18 protein-coding genes are annotated in these 23823 nt (G+C 59.3%); 6 read left to right on the top strand and 12 right to left on the bottom strand.

Going from position 1 to position 23823, the window contains the following annotated elements; genetic code table 11:
* The 3 genes from J3348_RS10100 to J3348_RS10090 all read right to left on the bottom strand — a co-directional run.
* Positions 1-1319 (bottom strand): carbon starvation CstA family protein (locus J3348_RS10100; protein WP_097782254.1); only part of this gene is annotated, 1319 nt, incomplete at its 3' end.
* Positions 1320-1748: 429 nt separating this feature from the next.
* Entirely contained in the window at positions 1749-3248 is a 1500-nt protein-coding gene (locus J3348_RS10095) for a carbon starvation CstA family protein (protein ID WP_097781033.1), read from the bottom strand.
* A 312-nt stretch (positions 3249-3560) separates the two neighbouring features.
* A complete protein-coding gene (locus tag J3348_RS10090) occupies positions 3561-4478 on the bottom strand; it encodes a LysR family transcriptional regulator (RefSeq protein ID WP_207698904.1) in 918 nt (305 codons plus the stop codon).
* A 137-nt stretch (positions 4479-4615) separates the two neighbouring features.
* Between J3348_RS10090 and J3348_RS10085 the strand changes: the two genes are divergently transcribed.
* Genes J3348_RS10085 through J3348_RS10075 form a run of 3 tightly spaced genes read left to right on the top strand, consistent with a single transcriptional unit; the run spans position 4616 to position 6299 of the window.
* Positions 4616-4831 (top strand): hypothetical protein, encoded by a 216-nt coding sequence (locus J3348_RS10085; RefSeq protein WP_005938496.1) that lies wholly within the window; start codon positions 4616-4618, stop codon positions 4829-4831.
* A 15-nt stretch (positions 4832-4846) separates the two neighbouring features.
* Entirely contained in the window at positions 4847-5749 is a 903-nt protein-coding gene (locus J3348_RS10080; protein ID WP_207698903.1) for a 2-dehydropantoate 2-reductase, read from the top strand.
* Between the two features lie 10 nt (positions 5750-5759).
* Positions 5760-6299, top strand: coding sequence for a histidine phosphatase family protein (locus J3348_RS10075; RefSeq protein ID WP_207698902.1), 540 nt, complete (start codon positions 5760-5762; stop codon positions 6297-6299).
* 571 nt (positions 6300-6870) lie between these two features.
* Here J3348_RS10075 and J3348_RS10070 read toward each other — a convergent pair.
* Entirely contained in the window at positions 6871-8577 is a 1707-nt protein-coding gene (locus J3348_RS10070; RefSeq protein WP_207698901.1) for a hypothetical protein, read from the bottom strand.
* A gap of 5 nt (positions 8578-8582) precedes the next feature.
* Positions 8583-10640, bottom strand: coding sequence for an MMPL family transporter (locus J3348_RS10065; RefSeq protein WP_207698900.1), 2058 nt, complete (start codon positions 10638-10640; stop codon positions 8583-8585).
* 339 nt (positions 10641-10979) lie between these two features.
* Between J3348_RS10065 and J3348_RS10060 the strand changes: the two genes are divergently transcribed.
* A complete protein-coding gene (locus J3348_RS10060) occupies positions 10980-12329 on the top strand; it encodes an MATE family efflux transporter (RefSeq protein WP_207698899.1) in 1350 nt (449 codons plus the stop codon).
* 128 nt (positions 12330-12457) lie between these two features.
* Positions 12458-13195 (top strand): Type 1 glutamine amidotransferase-like domain-containing protein, encoded by a 738-nt coding sequence (locus J3348_RS10055; protein WP_005937502.1) that lies wholly within the window; start codon positions 12458-12460, stop codon positions 13193-13195.
* Positions 13196-13341: 146 nt separating this feature from the next.
* Here the strand turns inward: J3348_RS10055 and J3348_RS10050 are convergent, their stop codons facing one another.
* The 5 genes from J3348_RS10050 to J3348_RS10030 form a co-directional block, all read right to left on the bottom strand.
* A complete protein-coding gene (locus J3348_RS10050) occupies positions 13342-16635 on the bottom strand; it encodes an SbcC/MukB-like Walker B domain-containing protein (protein ID WP_207698898.1) in 3294 nt (1097 codons plus the stop codon).
* Positions 16632-17228 (bottom strand): DUF4194 domain-containing protein, encoded by a 597-nt coding sequence (locus J3348_RS10045; protein ID WP_207698897.1) that lies wholly within the window; start codon positions 17226-17228, stop codon positions 16632-16634. Before J3348_RS10045 ends, J3348_RS10050 begins: the two co-directional genes overlap by 4 nt.
* Positions 17215-18642: a Wadjet anti-phage system protein JetA family protein gene (locus tag J3348_RS10040; RefSeq protein WP_207698896.1), complete on the bottom strand. Its 1428-nt coding sequence runs from the start codon at positions 18640-18642 to the stop codon at positions 17215-17217. Before J3348_RS10040 ends, J3348_RS10045 begins: the two co-directional genes overlap by 14 nt.
* Before the next feature lie 335 nt (positions 18643-18977).
* Complete coding sequence (locus tag J3348_RS10035) at positions 18978-19502, bottom strand: hypothetical protein (RefSeq protein WP_207698895.1); 525 nt, start codon at positions 19500-19502, stop codon at positions 18978-18980.
* A gap of 427 nt (positions 19503-19929) precedes the next feature.
* Positions 19930-20427, bottom strand: coding sequence for a hypothetical protein (locus tag J3348_RS10030; protein ID WP_207698894.1), 498 nt, complete (start codon positions 20425-20427; stop codon positions 19930-19932).
* A gap of 427 nt (positions 20428-20854) precedes the next feature.
* On the opposite strand from J3348_RS10030, the gene J3348_RS10025 reads away from it, so the two are divergent.
* On the top strand, positions 20855-21526 hold the full coding sequence (locus tag J3348_RS10025; RefSeq protein WP_207698893.1) for a hypothetical protein: 672 nt from the start codon (positions 20855-20857) through the stop codon (positions 21524-21526).
* Between the two features lie 227 nt (positions 21527-21753).
* Here the strand turns inward: J3348_RS10025 and J3348_RS10020 are convergent, their stop codons facing one another.
* Together J3348_RS10020 and J3348_RS10015 are read right to left on the bottom strand one after the other, a co-directional pair.
* The gene (locus J3348_RS10020) at positions 21754-22086 is read right to left on the bottom strand and encodes an acylphosphatase (RefSeq protein WP_097774075.1); all 333 of its coding nucleotides are present in this window, start codon (positions 22084-22086) and stop codon (positions 21754-21756) included.
* Position 22087: 1 nt separating this feature from the next.
* Positions 22088-23743 carry a putative manganese-dependent inorganic diphosphatase gene (locus J3348_RS10015; RefSeq protein ID WP_097774076.1) on the bottom strand — a complete coding sequence of 552 codons (1656 nt, stop codon included), beginning with the start codon at positions 23741-23743 and terminating at the stop codon, positions 22088-22090.
* Positions 23744-23823: the final 80 nt, after the last annotated feature.

Raw genomic sequence — 23823 nt, 5'->3', positions numbered from 1 at the left:
GCGCTCATGAAGGTAGCGGGCACAGCGGTGATCCAGTAGTTCTTCTTCTCCTTGAACAGGTACATGGATGCAGCCCACAGAACGATCATGGCCAGCGTCTGGTTGGTCCAGCTGAAGTAGCGCCAGATCACGGTGTAGTTGATGAAGCCCAGTGCGTTGCCGATGCCAAGGAAAGCGCCAACGCCCAGAACCGGAATGCAGAGCTTCAGGCGGTTTGCGTAGCTGTCCTGATCGATCTTGAGCCAGTCGGCCAGGGTCAGACGAGCGGAACGGAACGCGGTATCGCCGGAGGTGACGGGGCAGATGACAACGCCGATCATTGCCAGAGCAATGCCAACGCCGCCCATGGTCTTTGCACACACGTCGTAGATGGCAGCAGACTGACCAGCAGCCAGAGCCTCGGCCAGACCAGCCATCTTGCCGTCGGTGATGGTGTACAGTGCGCAGCCGGCAGCGGCCCAGATCAGAGCGATGACGCCCTCGCAGACCATTGCGCCGTAGAACACGAAGTGGCCCTGCTTCTCACTCTTCATGCAGCGAGCCATCAGAGGCGACTGGGTGGAGTGGAAGCCGGAGATAGCGCCGCAGGCAACGGTGATGAACATGAAGCTCCAAATGGGAGTGCCCGACGGATGCATGTTGCCGAAGTTTGCCCAGATCTCGGGGATGGTGTAGGCGGGGTTGGTAAAGATGCCGAAGATAACGCCCACAGCCATGATGATCAGGCAGATGCCGAACACGGGGTAGATCTTACCGATGATGGCATCAATGGAAATAAAGGTTGCGATGAAGTAGTACACCAGAATGATGATCAGCCAGAACAGGGTGGTGGTCAGCAGACCGGACATGCCGCTGTTCTTGCACAGGGTAACGATCAGGCCTGCGGGGCCCACTGCGAACACGGTACCAACCATGATCAGCAGCACAACAGAGAACACACGCATGATGTTCTGCATGACAGGTCCGAGGTATCTGCCGGTGACCTCAGCGATGGATGCGCCATCGTTGCGCTCACTCATCATACCGGAGAAGTAGTCATGCACACCACCTGCAAAGATGGTGCCGAAGGTGATCCACAGGAACACCACGGGACCCCACAGAGCACCCTGCAGTGCACCAAAGATGGGGCCCAGACCTGCAATGTTCAGCAGCTGGACGAGGAACAGCTTCCACTGGGGCATCACAACGTAGTCAACGCCGTCGTTGATGCGCACAGCAGGAGTTTCGCGGTCGTCCGGTCCGAACGTGTTGTCAACGATCTTGCCATAGACAAAGTAGCCGATGATCAAGAGCGCCAGACAGAGTAAGAAACTAATCATACCAGAAACCTCCTTTTTGATTCAAACCACAGCCAGCATTTTGCGTGCCCAGCTGCGGCTCTGACCAATCTCTGGCTTCATGTTAACACTTTTTTCATAAAGCAGTTAATATTTTTCTGGTATGGTTCCCATATCAAAAAGTATATGGCAAGATGCTTCCGCGGAATACCCGCAAAGAATTTTTATCGCGTTCACGACAAATTTTCTTAATTCCCCGGCAAAGACCTTTCCCGGAACCGGTCAAAGCCGCTGCTGCCAAACTTTCTGGCCTGCTTTTGTGCAAGTTGCTCAATCGTTTTCAATTTTCTCCGCAAATCGTGATTTCTTTGCCTGAAACGCCGCAAAATACAAGGCACCCTCCGCCGAGCCATTTCAGCGGAGGGTGCCTTATTCAGCAGATCATTTGTATATATCTTTGTATATATCGTGTCATGCCTTCTGGGCTGCCTTCTTCGTTGCGTGGAGGAAGACTGCCAGCATTGCAATGGCAAAGATGATGCCGATGGGGTATGCAACGGCGGTGTTGTAGATGGTTGCGCCTTCTGCGGTCTTGGCGTTCAGCAGGCCGCCCAGGCATTCGGGAGCCAGAATGAAGTAGGTGGAAGAGACCGCGCTCATGAAGGTAGCGGGCACAGCGGTGATCCAGTAGTTCTTCTTCTCCTTGAACAGGTACATGGATGCAGCCCACAGAACGATCATGGCCAGCGTCTGGTTGGTCCAGCTGAAGTAGCGCCAGATCACGGTGTAGTTGATGAAGCCCAGTGCGTTGCCGATGCCCAGGAAAGCACCAACGCCCAGCACAGGAACACAGAGCTTCAGGCGGTTTGCGTAGCTGTCCTGATCGATCTTGAACCAGTCGGCCAGAGTCAGACGAGCGGAACGGAACGCGGTATCGCCGGAGGTGATGGGGCAGATGACAACGCCGATCATTGCCAGAGCAATGCCAACGCCGCCCATGGTCTTGGAGCAGACATCATAAATAGCCTTGGACTGGCCCATGGCCAGTGCTTCGGCCAGACCGGTGTTCAGGCCGCCGGTCACCTCGTACAGGCTGCAGCCAGCAGCGGCCCAGATCAGAGCGATGACGCCCTCGCAGACCATTGCGCCGTAGAACACGAAGTGGCCCTGCTTTTCACTCTTCATGCAGCGAGCCATCAGGGGCGACTGGGTGGAGTGGAAGCCGGAGATTGCACCGCAGGCCACCGTGATGAACATGAAGCTCCAGATGGGAGTGCCCGACGGATGCATGCTGCCAAAGTGATCCCAGATCTCCGGGATGGTGTAGGCGGGATTGGTGAAGATGCCGAAGATGACACCGATGGCCATGATGATCAGGCAGATGCCAAAGATGGGGTAGATCTTGCCAATGACGGCATCAATGGAGATAAAGGTTGCAATAAAGTAGTACACCAGAATAATGATGAGCCAGAACAGCAGCGAGGTGAGCACGCCGGAAGCGCCGCTCTGACTGCACAGCTCCACGATCAGGCCTGCGGGACCCACCGCGAACACAGTACCCACCATGATGAGCAGCACCACCGAGAACACACGCATGACGTTCTGCATCACAGGGCCTAAGTACTTGCCGGTGATCTCGGCGATGGAAGCGCCGTCGTTGCGCTCGCTCATCATGCCGGAGAAGTAGTCGTGCACGCCGCCTGCAAAGATGGTGCCGAAGGTGATCCACAGGAACACCACAGGCCCCCACAATGCGCCCTGCATGGCACCAAAGATGGGGCCAAGGCCGGCGATGTTCAGCAGCTGAACGAGGAACAGCTTCCACTGGGGCATCACAACGTAGTCCACACCGTCATTGATGCGCACAGCAGGCGTTTCGCGGTCGTCCGGGCCGAAGGTGTTGTCCACAATCTTACCATAGACAAAGTAGCCCACGATCAGGATCGCCAGACAGAGTAAGAAACTGATCATACCAGAAACCTCCTTTTTCTTTGTGCCGGAATTATGGAAGCATTTTCCATATTTTCCATTCATCCCGGCCAGCTTTCTGGGTCTATGTTAACATATTTTTCATAAAAATGATAATATGCTTCTGGTATGGGGGCATATCAAAGACCATATAGCCGCAAAGTTTTTTAGCCGATGTTTCGTCTCTTTTTCGCTCGATTTATCAGCAAAAAGACAGCCGCAGCGCATAAAGCGCTGCGGCTGTCGGCCAAATTCCTTTGCTTTCCGGTTTTTCCGCATTCCGATGTTTTGCCAGTTCTTAACCGGTTTCGGCGGTCATTTCACGGTCAGCGCCGCCTGCTTGTGCAGCAGCTGCACAAAGGTCTGCTCTTCCGGGCGCAGGGTCCCCCTTTCCGGATAGACCAGAACATCCTTCATGCGCTGGCGCTGGGCCGGGCATTTCCTGAGCACCAGATGGTATTGTTCCAGCGCCCGCTTTGGCATGGGCGAAGCCCACATATAGGCATTGGGCAGGTTCTGTAGGATGGAAAACTGGCTGCACCGCTCATACACATGGATGCGGCGGTTGGGGTTCGTATGCCAGCGCAGGCCGCTGTCCTCACCGCCGGGCAGCTGGAAATCACCGTGCAGGACTTCCATATAGCTGTTCAGCTGGGTGATGTCGGTCACTTCGCACTTTGCCAGCGGGCCTTCGCGGTTGGTCAGCAGCCGGTATTCAAACTCCATCACCGGCTCCCGGTGCAGGCCGTGACGGTCGCAGTAGCGGTGGTAATAATCTTCATCCTCCTCCGCGTAGCGCAGCAGGGCCAGATGATAGCCCCGCCGCAGTACATGGTCCAGCGCTTCCATGGAGCCGGATTCCCGGATATGCACCCGCAGCTGCTGGCTGTCTGCCATCTGCTGCAAAAAATCCACCGTCGCGTAGGAAGCGTAGGTGGCGTGGGGCAGCACCACCCGCAGCTCCGCACAGCTGCTCTGCCGGCTGCGGGCATCCAGATCCAGCCGGTCCACCTCATCCAGCACCCGCTCTGCCTGCCGGATAAAATGCCGTCCCTGTTCGGTGGGGATCATGCCGGTGGACGAGCGCTCAAAGATGCGGATGCCATATTCCTCTTCCAGATTCTTGAGCGCCTTGCTCACATTGGGCTGGGCCGCATACAGCTGCTTTGCCGCCGCGCTCACCGAGCCCCACTTGCGGATGGCCACCAGATAACGCAGTTCCGTAATATTCATGTGACTGCCCCCTGTTCCAAAAATCATTCCTATTTTATCAAGCCGGGCGGCCGGCTGTCAAGCCAAATGCGGTTGACGCGCCCCTCGCAGAGCTTTATAATAAAAATGCTGTATTTACAAAAAGGAGTTTAGCTGCTATGGAGACTACCTACCGCGTTCTGCGCATTGAAGAGCAGATGTATGGCTGCGAGGAGCTGCCCGCCGGTCAGCCGGTGCTGTGCGATGTCACGCTGGCCGATCCCGCCGGGGAGCGGCGCACCCTGCCCTACCCGGACAAAGAGCTCACCCGCCTTGGCATCGACGAGGGCAGCATGGTCGTCCTGACCGCAGACGGAACGCTGAAAAAGGCATAAACACAGGAGGAACACATGAAAAAGATCAAAACCTCTGCCCTGATCGGTCTGGGCGCACTGGGCATCCTGTTCGGCCGCAAAATGCCCGGCGTGCAGGTCATTGCCGATGAGGACCGCATTGCCCGCTACTCTGCCGAACCGGTCGTCTGCAACGGCGAAGCGTGCAGCTTCCGTTACGTCACCCCTGCCGAGGGCAAACCGGTAGACCTGCTTCTGGTGGCCGTCAAGGCTACGGTGCTGGAACAGGCCATTCAGGACATTGCAAAGTTCATTGGCCCGGACACCGTGATCCTCAGCGTGCTGAACGGCATCACCAGCGAGGAGCACATTGATGCAGCCTATCCCGGCCACACCCTGTGGAGCGTTGCCATCGGCATGGATGCCACCCGCACCGGGCGCACGCTGGTGTTCAATCAGGCGGGCAAGATCCAGTTCGGTGAGCGCAGCGGCGAGATGACCGACCGTGTGCAGGCCGTGGCTGACTATCTGGACGAGTGCGGCATTGCCAACGAGCCCTGTGGGGATATCCTTTACAAGCAGTGGAACAAGCTGATGGTGAATGACGGCCTGAATCAGGCCGCAGCCGCCTTTGATCAGCCCTACGGCGGCCTGCGCCAGCCCGGCGAAGCACAGGACATGATGCGCGCGGCCATGCAGGAGGTCATCCGGCTGGCGAACCTTGAGGGCGTGCCCCTGCCGCCGGACAACGATGTGCAGTTCATCGATGCCATGATGCCCACCTTTAACCCCGAGGGCATGCCCAGCATGCGGCAGGATGTGCTGGCAAAGCGCCCCACCGAGGTGGAGGAGTTTGCCGGTGTGGTGCGCCAGCGGGCCAAGAAGTACGGGATGCCCACCCCTGCCAACGACTTTTTCTACACCCGCATCCGCGAGATCGAGGCGGGATACGACCAGTAAGGAGCTACCCATGCATACGCTTTATTTCACCCGCCACGGAGAGACCGTCTGGAACGTTGAAAACAAGATCTGCGGCATGACCGACAGCCCCCTCACCGAGCGGGGCCGCCAGCAGGCCCGGAAGCTGGGCGAAGCCGTCAAAGCCAGCGGGGTGCACATCGATGAGATCCTGTACTCTCCCCTGTCCCGCGCCGCCGACACCGCCATGGCCATTGCCAAGGCCACCGGCCTGCCCGCCCGGTGTGAGCCGCGCCTGCGGGAGCAGTGTTTTGGCAAATACGAGGGCACGCCCCGCAACGGCGGCGAGTTCCGCGTTTCCAAAACCCACTTCGCCGACCGCTACGACGGCGGCGAGAGCATGATGCAGCTGGCCCAGCGCATCTATAATCTGCTGGACGAGCTGAAGGCCGACACCGGCAAGACCTATCTGCTGGTAGCCCACAACGGCATCGCCCGGGTGGTGCAGTCCTATTTCTACGATATGACCAATGAGGAATACGCAGCTGCGGGCATCAAAAACTGCGAACTGGTGGAATATCATTTTGAGTGATATCAGCGGGAAGCAGACGATTTAAAATGCCCTCCGCTTCGCTCTGGGCATCTTTAGCGGAACGATTATTATAGAAAGAAAGCCGGAAAATCTGCGGATTTTCCGGCTTTCGCTTTTCACGGGAGAGGACTGGACGGCAAACGGCAGCGCGGGAGAAAGCAGGCTAGCCTTCTCCGTCAGTTCGTTACACTCACTGCCACCTCTCCCAAAGGGAGAGGCCTTGGCATAGCGGCAAAGTTACTGGCTCGAGTACAAAGCTTACGAGCGCGCCCGCTCCCCTGCGGGGAGCTGCCGCAGCAGCGGCTGAGGGGCCTTGAAATCGGCGTAACACAAAAAATCCTTTAGCGAAGCGACTTGGATTTTTGGTATGGAGCCCATCTTCTTTGGGGTTACTAGGGGCGTGTAGCCCCTAGTTCGTGCCTCCCGCGCCTCGAAAGTAGCGGGTGCTTTTCTGGTTCTCTTTTGGCACGCAAAAGAGAACATACCCGGCGGCGATGCATTTTGCAAAAGGCATCAAACTTTAAACACGCGACCACTCTCTGTGCGGGAAGCATTCCCCGTATCATAAAAATCAGCCTTTATACAGTCCAAACAGCTTGAGCAGCTTCTGCCAGAAGGTCAGGGTCACAGCCGCCGGTTCCGGCTGGGCAGCCGGGGCCGGAGCCGTGATGGCAGTGGTCTGCAGCGCAAACTGCACCGCGCCCACCTCGGTGTTCTCTGCCGAGGTGAAGCTCTGCACCTCCCCGCCGCCGGAAAGACTGTTCAGCAGGCTGTCCAGCTGGGCACCCATGTCGATGCCGGAAACGCTGCTGCGCAGCTCGCCGGTGCCGCCGGTCAGCTGCGATGCACCCTCCGCCAGCTGCGCAACGCCCGCCTTCAGCTGGGCTACACCGTCGGTGTAGGCGTTCAGGCCGTCGTCCAGTTGGACATACTGGGCGGCAAGCTGGTTCACACCGTCGGTGAGCACCGAGAGATTGCCCAGCATCCCAGTAAGCACACCGGCCAGCTGACGCACCCCGGCATCAAACTCGCCGTAGCTGCCGTTCAGGGTGCTGCTGCCCTCGTGCAGCTGGGCAATTCCGCCGTTCACGGTGTCGAGATAGGTCTGCATGGCATCGATGTTGGCCGTAGACCCCTGCAAAAGCAGGATCACATCCTTGAGCTGCGGCATCATCCATACCATGCCCTGCAGCTGCTGGATGGCCTTGGCATTGCCATCCTTTACCACGTCAAGGTCAAGGCCGTTCTCTTTCAGGATGGCCTTGTAGGCTTCAAAGCTCACCTGCTGTTCCAGCTGTGCCGCGCCCTCATCCAGCCGGGCAATGCCGTCCCGGATCTGGGTAGAGGCATCCAGCAGGGTGTTCAGCTCGTCGGTGGAGGCAGAGATGCCGTTCAGCGCGGTCTGCATCTGGGTGAGGGCGGCACGCACCCGGGCTGAGCCGCCGGTCAAGGCACCGGAATTGCCGTTCAGAGTGTCGATGCCCGCCTGCACCTGCGCAATGCCGTCTGCCAGCGCGTTGGCACCATCGTCCAGCTGAACAGAGCCGCTCTGCAGCTGTTCCAGCATCCCGGTCAGGTCCATATCCCCGAGGTCGAGGTTCAGGTTCAGCCGCACGCCGTTCAGGGATACGGCGTCCATGGCAAAGTCCGTCACATCGGCGGTGACGGTCACCTCGCTGTCCGCGCCCGGCAGCAGGATGTAGGAAAGCTGCTTTTTGCTGCCCACATTCGCCACCGTAGCGCCCGGCGCGCTGATGTTCCGGGCAAGGCCGGTGTCCAGACTCATGGTCACCTGCAGCGCGTAGTCGTCAAAAAAGCTGCCGGTGCAGTCCGGGTTGCGGCTCACCTGCAGCCGGATGGAAAGCGCACCGCTTTTGCCGCCCAGCTCGTCGGGGCTGATTTCTGCCCCGTCCAGCGTATAGGTCAGCTTTACCACCCATGGCAGGGCCGTGGCGGCGTCCATGGTGCCCTCATAATAGAGCTTGCCGTCCTCCGTCACATGCACTGTGACCGTATCGCCGCTCTGCTCCACGGCATCGCTCGTAGTCATGTTGCGCACGGCAGTGTAGCTGCCGTGGTCCGCAACGGTGTCCCCCGCCTGCACGGAAAAGCTGTTCACGGCGTACACGCCGGTCACAGCACCGGAGGCCGTAAGATTTGCATAAATGACCTCTTCCTTGGCAGCGGAGGCTGCTGCAAAGGCCGGCAGACTGCTGCCCGCCAGCAGGCAGCCTGCCAGCGCCAGCGCCGACACCCGGCGCACAAATCGATGTTTCATCTCGGTCAAGCCTCCTTCGGCTGTTTTTTCTTTTTTATAATGAGCGGGTCGGCCAGATACAAAAAGCCCGGCAGTGCCGAAAGCACGATGGCCAGTGACACCAGACTGCCCACGCCCAGAAAATTGCCCAGCTGGCCCAGCAGCTGGTTTGTGGAAATGGCTCCCATCAGGAAGCCCACCACCGCCATAGCGCTGCCAGTGGTGCTGACCGAGGTGGTCACAGCGGACACCGTGGCCGCAACGGCTTCTTTGCGGCCCAGCGTCTCGCGGAACTCCTGATAGCGGTCGGAGAAGAGGATGGCGTAATCCACCGTAGCGCCCAGCTGCACCGAGCTGATGATGAGATAGGCAATGTAGAACACGTACTGGCCCCGGAAGTACGGGATGGCCAGATTGATCCAGATGGCGGTCTCGATGCTGAGCACCAGAATGATGGGCAAAAGCAGCTGGCGCTTCATGAGGAGCAGGATCAGGAACACCGCGCCGATGGCCAGCAGGTTCACCTTGACCATGTCAGCCGTGATGGTGTCCATCAGGTCATAGGTGCTCACGCCCTGACCGGCCAGATAATAATTGTCCGGGTAATATTGCTGCACCGTGGCGCGCACCCGCTCCACCAGCGCAAAGGCCCCATCGCCCTCGGTGTCGGCATCCACCGTAAGCACCATGCGGGTGTAGCCGCCGGAGACCAACAGCCCCAGCGTATCCCCGGGCACGAACTCCGGCGGAATGGACGCGCCTGCGTTGTCCACATAGGAAAGGATGCCGGTCACCTCCGGGATGGCGTGCAATGCATCCGAAAGCTTTTGCTGCGTGGCGGTGTCGCCCTCCGGCACCAGTACAACGTAGGTGTCGCTGCGGCCAAAGGTCTCTTCAATGGCGGCGGTGTCCGCACCCAGACGGGTGTTCTCGCCAAACATGTGGGCGGCACCGTAGTAATACTGGTTCGAGTTGGAGGCCAGATAGCTGGGCACCATCAGAATGACCAGCACCAGCGCCATGGGCAGCATGATGCGGGCCACAAAGCGGCCAAACTTGTCAAAGCTGGGCAGCAGGGGCCTGTGGTGGGTCTTATCCATCCACTGATACGCTGCCAGCGTGAGCGCGGGCATAAAGGTGAACACGGTGACAAGGCTCAGCACCACGCCCTTTGCCAGCGCAAGGCCCAGATCCGGGCCGATCTGGAACTGCATGAGCACCAGTGCCAGAAAGCCGATGACGGTGGTCAGGCCGCTGGACAGGATGGAGCCGGTGGATCTGCACAGGGCATCCACCATGCACTCCTCCGGGCTGGCATCCGGGTTTTCAGCCCGGCACTCCGCAAAGCGGTGGATCAGGAACACCGAGTAGTCCAGCGACACCGCCAGCTGCAGGATGCTGCCCGCCGCATTCGTCACAAACGAGATGGTGCCGAAGATGAGGTTCGTGCCGTTGTTGAGCAGGATGGCCGCGCCAAGGCCCGTCAGCACCAGCAGCGGCTCCGCCCAGGAATCGGTGGTCAGGATCAGGATGAACAGCACATACACCACCGCGATGGCGGCGATCTTTGCCACCTCGGTCACGGTGGAGTTGGTGGCAACGGCAGTGGAGACCGCCGCGCCCTCCAGCGCGTTGCCCTCCCCGATCAGCTCCCGCACGGCAGCCACGGCTTCCAGACGCTTCTCGTCCTCCACCGTCACGGTGAACAGGGCGCAGCCATCCTTATAATAGCTCTCCACCGTGGCGGTGTCCTGCATCTGCAAAGGCACCGTCACATCCAGACTGTCGTCCAGCCATGCAACGGAGGACACTCCGTCGATGGCGGCAAGTTTTTCCTTGTACTCCAGCGCCTGCGGCACCGTGACATCCCGCACCATGACCCGCATGTTGGGGATGCCGCCGGTGAAAGCACCGTTCATCACCTCGATGGCGGTGGTGGAGGGGGATTCCGGCGGCAGATAGTCGTTGATATCGTAATCCACCTTTACCTGACGCACAGCGAACACGCTCAGCACAGCCGCCAGTGCAAACACCGCCAGCACCAGCCTGCGGCGGCGCACGATGGCGGTATAAAAACGTTTCATCAAAACAGGAGTTCTCCTTTCCGGATCCATAAAAAAACTTTTATCAGTTTAACAGGTTTGATAAACGTTGGAAAGAGACAGTTTATGAATTTTGACCCTCGAATGCCGATTTTTTGATTTTTCTGCCTTGACAACAAAAATAAATTCTGATATACTCTTTTTTGGTTCATCGGAGGACCGTTTTCAACGTAATTTGAAACGGGCCGGATAAGATGCCGTGCAGACAGCGCCCCGCCGGAGGTTTCGTTGCCGTAGTGACGAAGCAGATCGAGGCCGGGCGTGCACTCACGGACATTTATCCGGCCCGTTTTTTGCACCTTGTGCAGAAAGGAGGACGCCATGTCCAAGCAGCGGATCCAGCTTTCCGACCATTTCACCTATTCCCGCCTTTTGCGGTTCGTACTGCCCTGCATCGGCACCATGCTGTTCACCTCCATCTACGGCATCGTGGACGGCCTGTGTGTCTCCAACTTTGTGGGCAAGACGGCCTTTGCGGCGGTCAACCTCATCATGCCGCTGCCCATGCTGCTGGGCACCATCGGCTTTATGCTGGGCACCGGCGGCAGCGCCATCGTGGGCATCACGCTGGGCGAGGGCGACCAGAAAAAGGCCGACCGCTATTTCACCCTGTTCCTGCTGGCGGCTCTGATCTCGGTCAGTGTGCTGGCGGTGCTGGGCATTGTGTTCCTGCGGCCCATTGCCGTGCTGCTGGGCGCAAAGGGAGAGCTTTTGGACTATGCGGTGCGCTATGGACGCATCCTGATGGTGTCCCTGCCCACCTTTGCGCTGCAGAATATGTTCCAGAGCTTTTTCGTCACCGCCGAAAAGCCGCACCTCGGCTTCTGGTTCACCGTGGGCGCGGGCTGCACCAACATGGTGCTGGATGTGCTGATGGTGGGTATCTGGGGCTGGGGCGTGGAAGGCGCGGCCATTGCCACCTTTATCAGCCAGCTGGTGGGCGGCGTACTGCCGGTGTTCTACTTCATCGACCGCAGCAACTCCAGCCGCCTGCACCTGTGCAAGACCAGTTTTTACAGCAAAGTCCTGCGGGATGCCTGCATCAACGGCTCTTCCGAGCTGATGACCAACCTTTCCATGTCGCTGGTCAATATCCTGTACAACTACCAGCTGCTGCGTCTGGCCGGTGAGAACGGCGTGGCCGCCTACGGTGTCATCATGTACGCGGCCTTCCTGTTCGTGGCGGTGTTCGTGGGCTATGCCGTGGGCAGTGCACCCATCGTCAGCTTCCACTACGGTGCCCGCAACCACGCCGAGGTGCACAACCTCTACCGCAAGAGCCTGCGGCTCATCGCCGTGGTGGCCGTGACCCTGACGCTGGCTTCCATGTTCATCATCCCCTGTGTGGCGCGCATTTTCGTGGGCTACGATGCGGAATTGCTGGCCCTGACCAGCCGGGCCTTCCGGCTGTATGCGCTGAGCTTCCTCATCATGGGCTTCAACGTGTACGCGTCCTCCTTCTTCACGGCGCTGGGCGACGGCGTGACCAGCGCGCTGATCTCCTTTTTGCGCACGCTGGCGTTTCAGGTGATCGCCATTCTCCTGCTGCCGCTGCTGCTGGGCATCGACGGCATCTGGCTGGCCGTCACCGCCGCCGAGCTGGCGGCTCTGGCCGTGAGCGCTGCCATGCTCCTCACCAAGGACAAGGTATTCCATTACCGCAAGGCATGATAAGATCCCCTGCTTTCTGCGAAACGGCGAAAAGCGGGGGATTTTTTTGGTGATTCTGGCTCTGCCGCTGGCAGCAAAATCGTGTTAAAATGGACACAGCCTTTATTCACTTTTTATGAGGAATCATTATGACATTGTTTTTGACCAGCAGCCCCAGCGGCTGCCCCTTTGAGCCGGGGCCGGATATTCCGGTGCTGGACACGCGCAACCACTTTGTGGCGAACCTGCGGGCCGTCTGGCCGGATCACGCCGTGCTGGGCCTTGCCATTGCGGCAGACCCCTATGCCTACGAGCAGAACGACGAGATGTGCCGGGTGTTTGCCCAGAGCTTTGCGAACGCCCACCTGCCCCTGACGGCGCTCATCCCCTGCGATGCCCGCAATGCCGAGGAGATCGGTTCTCTTCTGCCCCAAAGCGGCTTTGTGATGCTGTGCGGCGGGCACGTGCCCACCCAGAACCACTTTTTTGCTCAGCTGGGCCTGCCGGGGCTGTTCCACAACTACCACGGCATCGTGCTGGGCGTGAGTGCCGGCAGCATGAACGCCGCCCACATCGTGTACGCCGCGCCCGAGGAACCGGGCGAAGCCGCCGACCCGCACTACTCCCGCTGGATGAACGGCCTTGGCCTGACCGAGACCCGCATCCTGCCCCACTACCAGTTCATCCGGGATCATGTGCTGGACGGACAGAAGGTGGAGGATATCGCCCTTGCCGACAGCAAAAAGCGGCATTTTCTCGCTTTGCCGGACGGCTCGTATATCCTGTGCGCCGACGGCAGCGAGGCGCTGTACGGCAGAGGCTGGTACTTTGCGGACGGGATGATGGAAGAGATCAACGAAGATGAAGATGTGCTTCCACTGCGGTAGCAATAAAAAAGAAGCACGCAGATGCGTGCTTCTTTTTTTATGATGTTCTGCTGCGCAGAAATGAGGTTGCTGCGCAAAATGATGTGTGCTATCGCACATTCTATCATGCCCCGCAGGCAGACATCATTGCGCATACAATGCGCACATCATTCCGCCGCAAGGCGGACAAAGGGCGCTATGGCGTTGGTGTCGCCGTGGCGGACGATGGAGTAGGTGATGTCGCAGTAGGGCTGGATGGCGGTACTCTTTTCCACGGTGGAGATGAGCAGCACCTGCAGCTGCAGGCGGCGGAACAGCTCCATCATGGGGCGGATGCGGTCGCTGGTCATCTTGCTGAAGGCTTCGTCCAGCAGCACAAGACGGATGCTGTTCTCGCTCTTCTCATAAATTTGCAGCAGAGACGCGCAGATGGCCACATAGAAGGGGGCCTGATTCTCGCCGCCGGAGGAGTCGCGGCTGACGCGGGACAGATACGCCTGCTGGCCGGTGACCCGGTTCGTCACCTTGATGTCATAGTCCAGATAGGTGCGGTAGTCCACATAGTCCGAGAGGGTCACGCCGCCGGTGCGGCCCTCCTGCCGGGCGCGGGTGTTCTCGTCCACATCCGCCATGATCTTTTCCATCAGCTCGTCCACCTGACGCTCATAAGCAGGGTCGGCGGTGGCGGCAAGGTTGTCCAGCGAGTCGCCCTCGGTCATCTGCTGGTTGCCCTTGTCCACGATGACCTGATAGAAGGCCGCCAGCTGCGGGTCACGGCTGGGCTCCAGCTCAAAGCGGTAGACCTCCTCGCCGTAGGTCAACTGCTCCATCACCTTGTTCAGCTCCCGGAACTGCCGCCGTGCGTTGAAGATATCGTCCTTCATGCGGAACAGGATATCCTTGCGGAAGCGGTCCTTGCAGTCCCGCTGGGCCTGTTCCAGACGGGCGGCGTAGCGTTCCAGATCGATGCGCACAAGGCTCTCGTGCTGGGCGCGGTACTGGTCCAACCCCGCAAGGCCCAGCGGATAATCGCACACATAGTGCTCGTTGTAGGCTTTCTGGGCCGGTTCCAGCGTGCCGGTCAGATAGACGGCCAGCGCATCGTCCAGCTTGGCCTGCGCCTTTTCCGCAGCCTGTGCGGCGGCGCGGGGCTTATCTGCCGGGGCCAGCGCCAGCATCCGGGTGCGGGCCAGCGGCTCCACCAGCGGATGCGCCGCAAAGAAGCTCCGGGCAGCATCGGCGCTCTGCCGGGCCGTTTCCCCTGCCTTTTTCTGCTCTGCTTCGCAGGAGGCGATCTGCTTTTGGCACACGCGGATGTCACCGCCCGCCTGCTCCACGGCGGCGCGGGCAGTCTCCCACGCGGCTTCGCGGGCTTCTTCCTCCTTGTAAAGCTGCTGCAGCAGCGGGTTCTCGCGGCACTCGGTGAGCTTTGCTTCCTGTTCGGTCACAGCATTCTGTGCGGCAGTCAGTGCGGCGCGGGCATCCCACAGCGCAGCCAGCTCGTCCAGTGCCGTGCCCCGCAGCAGGGTCTGGTACTGGTTATAGGCGGCTTTCAGGTTCTGTTCTGTCTGGGCGGCAGCACGGGCGCTTTCCCCCAGAGCTTCCAGCTCGGCCGCCAGCGCCCCGGCGCGGGCGCGGCGTGCGTCCAGACCGATATACCGCTGCGGGGTGCGCAGCCGTTCCAGCCGGAAGGGGTGGTGGCGCAGAAGGTCGCGGGTGGCGCTGTCGGGATGCTGTTCCAGCGTATCGGGGGTGTCGCAGCAGACGATGCGGCCCAGAATGGTCTGGGCATACTGTGCAGCCAGCGGGTTTTCGCTGCTCACCTGCGCGGCAAGGCTGTCCGGGCCGTACTTGTCGGCGCGGCGGTTGGCCTTGCGGATGCCCGGGGGGTCCAGCAGGCTGATGGGCCCGACTTTGTCCTTCAGAGCCACAAAGGCGCTCTTGGCGGCTTCGTAGTGGGCGGGCGGCACAAGGATGTCAAAGCGGCGGTCCCCAAGGCAGGCTTCCACGCAGTCCTGCCAGCTTTCGTCCTCCACGTTCAACAGTTCACAGAAAATTTTCGCATCCGGCTGCATGCCCCGGCTCTTGAGTTCCGCATTCACGGCATCCCGCACCCGGGTGGCGGCATCGCCGTGGGGGTAGACCCACTTGCCGCCGGACACGGCGTCCAGCTCGGCGCGCTTGCCGGCCTGCTCCTTCTGCAAAGCAGCAGTGTTCTGGCGGGCAGCAAAATAGGCTTCCTCCAGCGGTTTTTCCTGCGCGGAGAGCCATGCGGTGAGCTGCGGCAGAGTGTCCGCCGTCAGCTCTTCGGCCTTGATGCCGGCAGCAAAGCCGCTGCGGCGCAGCACAGCCAGCAGGCTCTGGGTGCGGGCAAGGGCACTTTCTGCCTTTTCGGCTTTGCGTGCGGCGGTATCCAGCGCCGTTTTGCGGCGGGAAAGCTCCTCGGTCAGGGTGTCCAGTGCCCGGCCCTCGCCGCTGGCGCTGGCGGCACCGTGGGCGGAAAGATAGGCCCGGCGGGCTTCCGCTTCGGCATTTTTGGCCTCGGCATAGCGGGCGTTCAGCTGTTCCAGCTGGCGGCGGCCCGCATCCAGATGCTCCTGCCAGACGGTCTGTTCGCTGCCGTCGGCAGCGGCGCGGGCCAGCAGCGCCGCGCCCCGGTTCACAAGGGTCTGGGTCTGCTTTTCGGCAGCTTCGCGGCCAAAATCCACGATCTCTTCCAGCGCGTTGGCGCGGGTCTGTGCTTCGGCCAGCACGGCGTGCAGATTTTCCAGTTCCAGCCGGTCGCCCTGCAAAGCGTCCAGATCCAGCTCCGGCTGGGGCAGGATATACTGGTACAAAAACTCCCGGAAGTTGGGGATCTCGTCCATGCTGGTGCCCATCTGGAACACCTCGTTGAACTTTTTGCCCAAGGGGCTGGAGGCGCGCCCGATGCCCAGCGCACGGCAGATGCGGTCCCGCGCTTCGCTGGGGCTGCGGGTGTAGGAGAGACGGCCCGTTGCGGGCTTGAAGTCCTCCTTTGCGCTGGGTGCACCGGTCTTGGGGTCGATGAAGGGCAGCTGTTCCAGCGTGCAGCCGTCCTCCGAAAGATACCATGTCTGATCGCCGGGGTGCAGCTCCTGCATGGGGCCTTCGGACTCCACCCGCACCGCGATGACGAAGGGGGTGCGCTTGACGCTGTCCCAGAACTCCGCCCCGATGTAGGCCACAGTATGGCCCGGGCGGCGGTAGGCGTTCTCGCCGCGCTGCTTTGCGTGCACCGAACCCTGCAGGGTGCGGCCGCTCTTTTTATTGCCCAGCGCATTGAAATTGCGGTTGGTGGTCAGGCAGTAGCGGATGGCATCCAGAATGGTGGTCTTGCCCACGGCGTTCACGCCGATCATATAGGTGAGCCGTGCGCAGTCGAAGGTGACATTTTCAAAGTTGTGCCAGTTGATAAGCTTCAGCCGTTTGAGTTCGATCATTCTTCACCCTCCCCTGCTTCTTCCGGTCGTTCATAAAGGCCAAGCTCTGTGCGGGTGCGCCCGCTCTCGGCGGCGGCGTCCGCAAGGTCGGCATCCGGCAGGGCCAGCAGCACAGTGGGAAATACCTCAATGCGGCTGTCCAGCCCGGAAAGCCGCCCCACAGGCCGCGCCAGATTGTACCGGCGCAGGGTGCGCATGAGGTTTTCCAGCGTTTTCTGGTCCAGACGGCGGGGCAGATTCATCTTCTGCAGTTCGGTCTGCACCTCTTCCACCGTCACCAGCACCTCGTCGGCATTGGCCGCAAGGCTCTCGCGCTTTTGCAGGTACAAAAGCCGCAATACCAAAAGCAGGATGCTCTCGTATTTCAGCAGCCGGGCCTGACTGCCCTCGTGGCCGTTGACCAAAGCCGCTGCCTGCAGGGGTGCCGGGTACAGCAATACAGAATAGCCCAGCGGGGCGAACACAGCGCGCACCTCGTCCAGATGGTCCTGCACATAAAGATATTTTGCCCGCTGATCCTCCACGCTGCCCAGCACGAAGCAGTGGTTCAGCAGGTAATTCGCGGTTTCTTCCAGTATGTTAATGGTTGCCATTTTCTTCCTCCCTGCGGCGGGTGAGGACAAAGTCCTCAAAGCGGAAACCGCCGCGCTCCACCCAATTGCCGGTGAGCTGAATGTCATAATCCCGGTGCGGCGACTGCGAGTAGGTGTGCAGGCCGATGATGCGGGCAAAATCGTTCGGGTATTCGTCTGCCAGAAGTGCCGCGTTCACCTGCGGGCGGGCGGCAAGGGCCTGTCGGGCCAGCAGGGCCACGTTCTCCTCGGTAACGGCAAGGCGGGCGTAATCCAGCAGCAATTGCTGCTCTTTTTTGAGCTGTTCCGGATCGAATACTTCGGCGCGCACCGGGGCCAGCGGCTCGGCGGTGCGCTGGGCAGCGGGCGGGTACAGAAATTTTTCCCCGAACACTGCCGCCGGGTACAGATGCAGCCGCTTTGCCACCGGGCCGTCGTCCGGCTCAAACAGCTGCTCCGGGGTGCGGATGTCCTCGGCGTAGCGGCGCAGCAGGGCGGTGACGCTGCCCTGCGAAGAACGGTCGCTCAGCAGCAGGAACTGTGCCCGCTGCACAGCCCGCTTGCGGTAGCGGATGTGGCTTGCATCGATCTCGCGCATGAGCAGGCTCATCTCTTCCAGCGCGTCCCGCTGCTTCTGGATGAGTGCACGCACGGCAGGTGTCGCTTCGTTCGGGGCACAGCGCTCCACCCGGGCATAATCAAAGGCCAGCTGCGGCAGGTAGTTCTCCTCGCAGTCGTCCAGCTCCTCTTCCAGATAGGCGCGGTAGTTGAACAGGTTGTCGCTGGTCTTGAAGCGGTGGTAGGCCGCCGCCACCACCTTTTCCTCGTACTGGTCGAACAGTTCCAGCACCTCCTGCGGGGTGCGGTTGCGGGTGAGCCGGTCGATATAGTGGCCGATGGAGGCATTGAGTGCCCGGAGAGAGCGGTTCAGCGCGTCAAGGTCTGCGTCCACCTCCCGCAGAACGTTCTCATAGGGGCTTTTTTCCTGCCCGATGCTGCCCAGCAGCTGCCATGCCTTGTACAGCTTGCCGGTATAGGTAACTACGCGGGGGTTCAATATTTCTTCCAGCGCTTCCAGCAGCGGCGTTACCTCCGGCACAAAGGCAAGGGACGCTTCTCCCTCGTAGCTGCCGGGCTGCTCTTCCAGCCAGCCGGTGCGGCGCAGCCGCAGCAGAAAGCCCACGGCCAGCGTGTGAGGGTCGCGGGTGGGCTGCTCTTCTTCATCGCCCGCACCGTCGGCATCCAGCGCAAGGGGCTTTGCCAGTGCGGCAAAGTAATCCTCGGCACGCCAGACGGCCTCCGCACGGGAAATGCTGTAATCCGCCGTGTGGCGGCACTCCTCCCAGAGCAGAAGCAGCAATTCTGCATAAAAAGCCCGGTTCGGCCCCGCCAGCGGGCGGAACAGCCGCGGGGACACCAGTTCAAACAGCTGCATGGAAACGTCCTTTCCTGTTCACATCAGAATACGTTTTTATTGTACCACAAAACGACACGGTTTGACAGAGAAACCATTCAGAATTGCCGCCGGGAGGGGCGGGGCAGACTCCTTCCGTCAAACCCTTCGGGTTTGCCACCTCCCTCAGTGAGGGAGGCTCTGGCGAAACCGGAAGCTTTGCACCTGAGCCGGAAGCTTTGCCGATGCGAAAGGCTCCCTCTTTGAGGGGGCTGTCGCCGCAGGCGACTGGGGGAGTTTGCCCTAAACGCAAAAAAGCCCCGGGGAGCGGGGTGCTCCTCGGGGCAAGTCAATTCTTCAATTTTGCGAATTAAGCTTTACGACACAGACTGGACAATTTCCATTGCTATTGCTGCGTAGGTTTTGCCATTGATTACTTTAGTGGCAATACCGATTTTCTTAAGTGCCCGCAGAGCTTCTACAACATCAGCACCAGCACTATCTGTGGTAATTTCATCCAAGGATTCGGCGGTGATTTCTTTTGCCTGACACACACCCTTATCGGGTTCGCCCTTCGTTCCTACGCTAATCACTACAGCTGTTACAGATTTTCCATCAGCATTGGGCGTTACAATAGAAGTGTTTGCATCAATAGCCGCAATCGTGCCATCATCCTTGATTTTCTGCAACTGAGCCAGAGCCTTGTTACGCAGGTCGGTATCATTTTCCAGTTTTTCTGCATTCTCGCCACGGAGAGTGTTAATCGCTGCGATGTATTTGTTTTCAAATTTCTCGCCAATCGTGGATGCACCAGAACCAGCGCCACCGCCGCAGGCGGTGAGCATTGCCAGAACCATCACGCCGGCCAGAAGGGCGGCTGCGAAACGTTTGAACATTTTCATTGTAATGTTCCTCCTGTTTTCAAATTCTGACGGTTTGGGCGACCCCAAATCGCTTTACCCGTCTGAATTTATTTTATCCATACCCCCCCCCCCCCGCATGTCAACAGGCAGATCGCCCAAATTCCGCCCTTCTTTTTGGCAATTGTCCCCAAACACAAAAAAGCCCCGGGGCAGGGCGAACTCCTTCCGTCAAACCCTGCGGGTTTGCCACCTCCCTCAGCGAGGGAGGCAACCCTCTCAGTCATCGCTGCGCGATGCCAGCTCCCCCGAGAGGGGGAGCTTATTTGCTGCAAACCGTCAGATGCCTAAAAGCTCCCCCCTTTGGGGGAGCTGGCACGCCGTAAGGCGTGACTGAGAGGGTTCAAACGCAAAAAAGCCCCGAAGGGCGGCCTTGCGGCCACGCTCCGGGGGAAAAAGGTGAGGAGTTTTAGTTTTTGGGGTATGCAAAGTTCTTGAGCTGGAGTGCCACGGCCAAATAGGTGCCCTTCTCATCGCTCTGAACAACAACGGCAACCTTGGTCCAGCAACCATTCGCATTTACATCGACATTCGTACCGGGATACATTCTATCAATGTAGTTGGTAATCATCTTAATCAAGTCTTGCAAGCGCTCACCGTACCGGTAATCCGTCATTACCTTGATTGTAATGTTTTTGTCTGGGGGGCTAATACCCGTCACCTTAACGTCGCTCTTGAATCTGCCAGTATTAAGCTGAGCATTCAGATCCGTCAGCAGCGTATTGCGAAGCTCCGGATCATTGGTTTTAGCGGTTTCGCTGCACTGAGAACTACTCGTGAGCGCCGTCAGCATTGCCGCCTCTTTCTGTTCATCTGTGGAGCCGCCGCCACCGCCGCAGGCCGTCAGCAGGGCCAGAGCCATCACACCCACCAGAAGCAAGGCAGCAAATTTCTTCAGCTTTTTCATTGTAAAGCGCCTCCTGTCATTTCAAGATTTTGTTGATTTGTCTCATTTCAGTGCTGTGTTTTCGCACTACAGAACGGGTGTCGTTCTGGCCTGATTATATCCGACAGCAGTTGGTTTTGTCAATCGAGAAGATGCATAAAGTTTCCGAAACATTTTCGTTCAAAATCAATGAAACAGCGATTTTTTTGTTGCAGTATTGAGATACACTGTCCTTACTTCGCAAAGGTTCTTTACCGTGCTGGAAAATCTTCTTCCGGCCGGAAGCTCCATGCTGTTTTTTTCCGGGGCACAGTCCTTCCCGGTTTGAACAGATGTTGTGTTCCGATCCATCCTTCAGAATTCTTTCAAAAAATTACGATTTTACACAATTCTACCATTTTTGCATGGTAAAATAAGGTCGTAGAAAAAACAAAGGATGTGGCTCAATATGCAACACTGTCCCGCCCGCGCGGCACAGCGGCTGGCGGCGGCAGTTCTGGCGCTGTGCCTTGTGCTGGCTCTGGCCGTTCCCCACGCACACGCAGCTGCCCTGCAGGAAACGCACGGCATCCGGATGCTGGACTTCAGCACCAGCCAGATCCTTTCCATCGGCAACCAGACCTCCGGCAAATGCAGCTGGTACGCCTTGCGCTATGCACGCACCATTCTGGATGGAAAAGTTTCCTCCGGCAGCGGCATGTGGTCAAACGGTGCGGTCTGGTCTGCGGGCGGCTACTACGGTTATTCCGGCAGCCTGTCCGAGTGCCTGCAGAAGCTTTACACCGAGCTTTCCGCCGGGAAGCCGGTGATCGTGCATCTGAAAAACACTGCGGTGAGCGGTGTAAAACGGCACACGAACCGCACCTCCAGCTATGAATACCACCTGACCAGTTCCGGCTGGAACAAGGTCAATTACCCGCACATCGCCACCAGCGCCGCCTATGGCCACTGGGTCTGCGTGGTGGGCATCCGCCCGGATGCAGACCCCGCGAACCTGAAGGAAAGCGATTTCTACGCGCTGGACCCGGCCCGTGTTTCCGCAAACGGCACTCTGGCTGTGACCCGGCTGCTGGACGGCACCATCTGGACAGACAATTCCCCGCTAAAAACAGCAGGTTGATAAATTTAGAAAGAGCAAAAAAGCTGACGCTTTCGCGTCAGCTTTTTTGTTTGTACGAACCCTCTCAGTCTCGCTTTGCTCGACAGCTCTCCCGAAGGGCGAGCTTTATAAGCGGGGATCATTCAAGATCCTCTTCCCGAGAGGCAGTGCTTGCCAAAAAATGTCAAAAAGCTCCCCCATCGGGGGAGCTGGCAAAGCCGACAGGCTTTGACTGAGAGGGTCTCGCATCAATACCCTTTTACCGAGAAGCCCCGCTCCCATGGGTCGGGCGGCAGATCCTTCTGGCGGATGCCGGTGATCTGGATATAATCGCTTTTCTGGATCATGGCGAACAGCCGCAGGAACTTTTCCGGGTCGCCCTGCACTTCCAGCGTCACGCTGCCGTCGTCCTCGTTCTCCACCCAGCCGGTCAGTTCCAGCGTCTGGGCCGCATAGCGGGCGCGGTAGCGGAAGCCCACACCCTGCACCTGCCCTTCGATGGAGTAGCGGCGGCGCACAGTGCCTTCCGGCAGGGCGGGCGGCGTGGCATCCTGTGCTTTTTTATGCAGAAAATCAAACATCTTACAGCTCCTGATAGGCGGTCATCAGCGCCGGGATGAACTGCTTTTTGCGGCTCACCACACCGGGCAGGGTAAAGCTGCCGTCCTCGGCAGGCTGGGTCTCAAAGCCGTCCGAGAGCACCTCGGAAGCATAGCGGCCATCGCTGATGACCACGCTCTCCTCCTTGGGCACGTCGGTGAGCAGCATGTAGATATCTTCCACGTTCTGCTTGTTGCGGGCTTCTTCCAGATAGGGCTGCAGCAGCGCTTCGGCGGCAAGCAGGTTCTTGCGGGTCATGTAGCTGCCCTGCGCCACGCCAAAGCGGATATCGCCGCACATGAACACCTTGAAGTCCTGCAGGAACACCTCCTCGGCGGTCTTGCCGTCCAGCTTTTCGCCTGCTTCAAACATCTCGCTGGCAAACTCGTCAATGTCCACACCGGCAATTTTTGCCAGACGCTTTGCAAGGGCCTCATCCAGCGGGGTGCAGGTGGGGCTGCGGAACACCAGCGTATCCGAAAGGATGGCCGCCAGCAGAAGGCCTGCGATCTGCGGCGGGATCTCCATACCGTTCTCGTCGTACATCTGGGTGATGATGGTGGCCGTGCAGCCCACCGGCTGGTTGCGGAAGTACACCGGGCCGCTGGTCTCCAGACTGCCGATGCGGTGGTGATCGATGATCTCCAGAATTTCGGCCTGATCGAAGCCCTCCACGGCCTGCGTTGCTTCGTTGTGGTCCACCAGAATGATGCGGCGTTTTTGCAGATTGATGATGTTGCGGCGGCTGACCATGCCGCAGTATTTGCCGTCCTCGTCCAGGATGGGGAAATAGCGGTGGCGCACCTTGGCCATCACACGGGTGACGTCTGCCACCGGGGTGACGAGGGTGAACTTCATGATGTCGCTGCGGGTCATATAGTAGGAGATGGGAGCGCACTGGCTGATCAGCTTACCGGCGGCGTAGGTGTCCACCGGGGCCGACATGATGGCCACGCCCATTTCCTCGGCAATGCGCTGGATGGTGCGGCCCACCTTGGAGCCGTTGCAGATGATGAGCAGCGACGCTTCTTTTTCAATGGCGCACAGCTGGCTTTCGTAGCGGTTGGTCAGGATGACGATGTCGCCTTTTTCCACGGTATTTTCCAGCATTTCGGGCGTGGCGGTGCCGATGCGGATGTGGCCGGTGGTGCACACGTCGTCCTCGCGGCCCACCACCATGGTGCCGCCCAGCGTTTCCAAAATATTGCGGTAGGTGGTCTGGCTCTTGGCCAGGATGCCGGTGTCGAACACGTCCATGTTGGCGGTGGCGATATCCTTCACGGTGATCACGCCCTCCAGCTCGTTGTCCGGGCTGGTGACCGGCAGGGTGTCGATCTGCTTGTCACGCATGATCTCCCACGCCTTGCGCAGGCTGGTGGAGCCGGGGATGCCGGGCATCTCGCGGTAGTCCACATCGCGGATCTTCGGGTTCACGTCCGTGCACATGCGCGGGGGCTTTACCCCGAACTTTTTGAGCACGAACTCGGTCTCCTGATTCATTTTGCCTGCACGGCGGGGCTCACAGACCAGATCACTGGTCTTGTTTTTCAACTCTGCATAGGCAATGGCCGAGCAGATGGAATCGGTATCCGGGTTGCGGTGGCCGATCACGACCACCTTATGGGCTGCTTTTGGCATATTGTTCCCCCTTTGGGTTCTGATTTACCTTTTATTTCTTATCTCATTTACCACAGTGCACTCCCCTCTCCTGCAAAGCG

It is taken from the genome of Faecalibacterium sp. Marseille-Q4896 (genome assembly GCF_017377615.1).
In the GTDB taxonomy this organism is placed as follows: Bacteria; Bacillota; Clostridia; order Oscillospirales; family Ruminococcaceae; genus Faecalibacterium; species Faecalibacterium taiwanense.
This window is presented reverse-complemented; position numbering and strand designations above follow the sequence as displayed.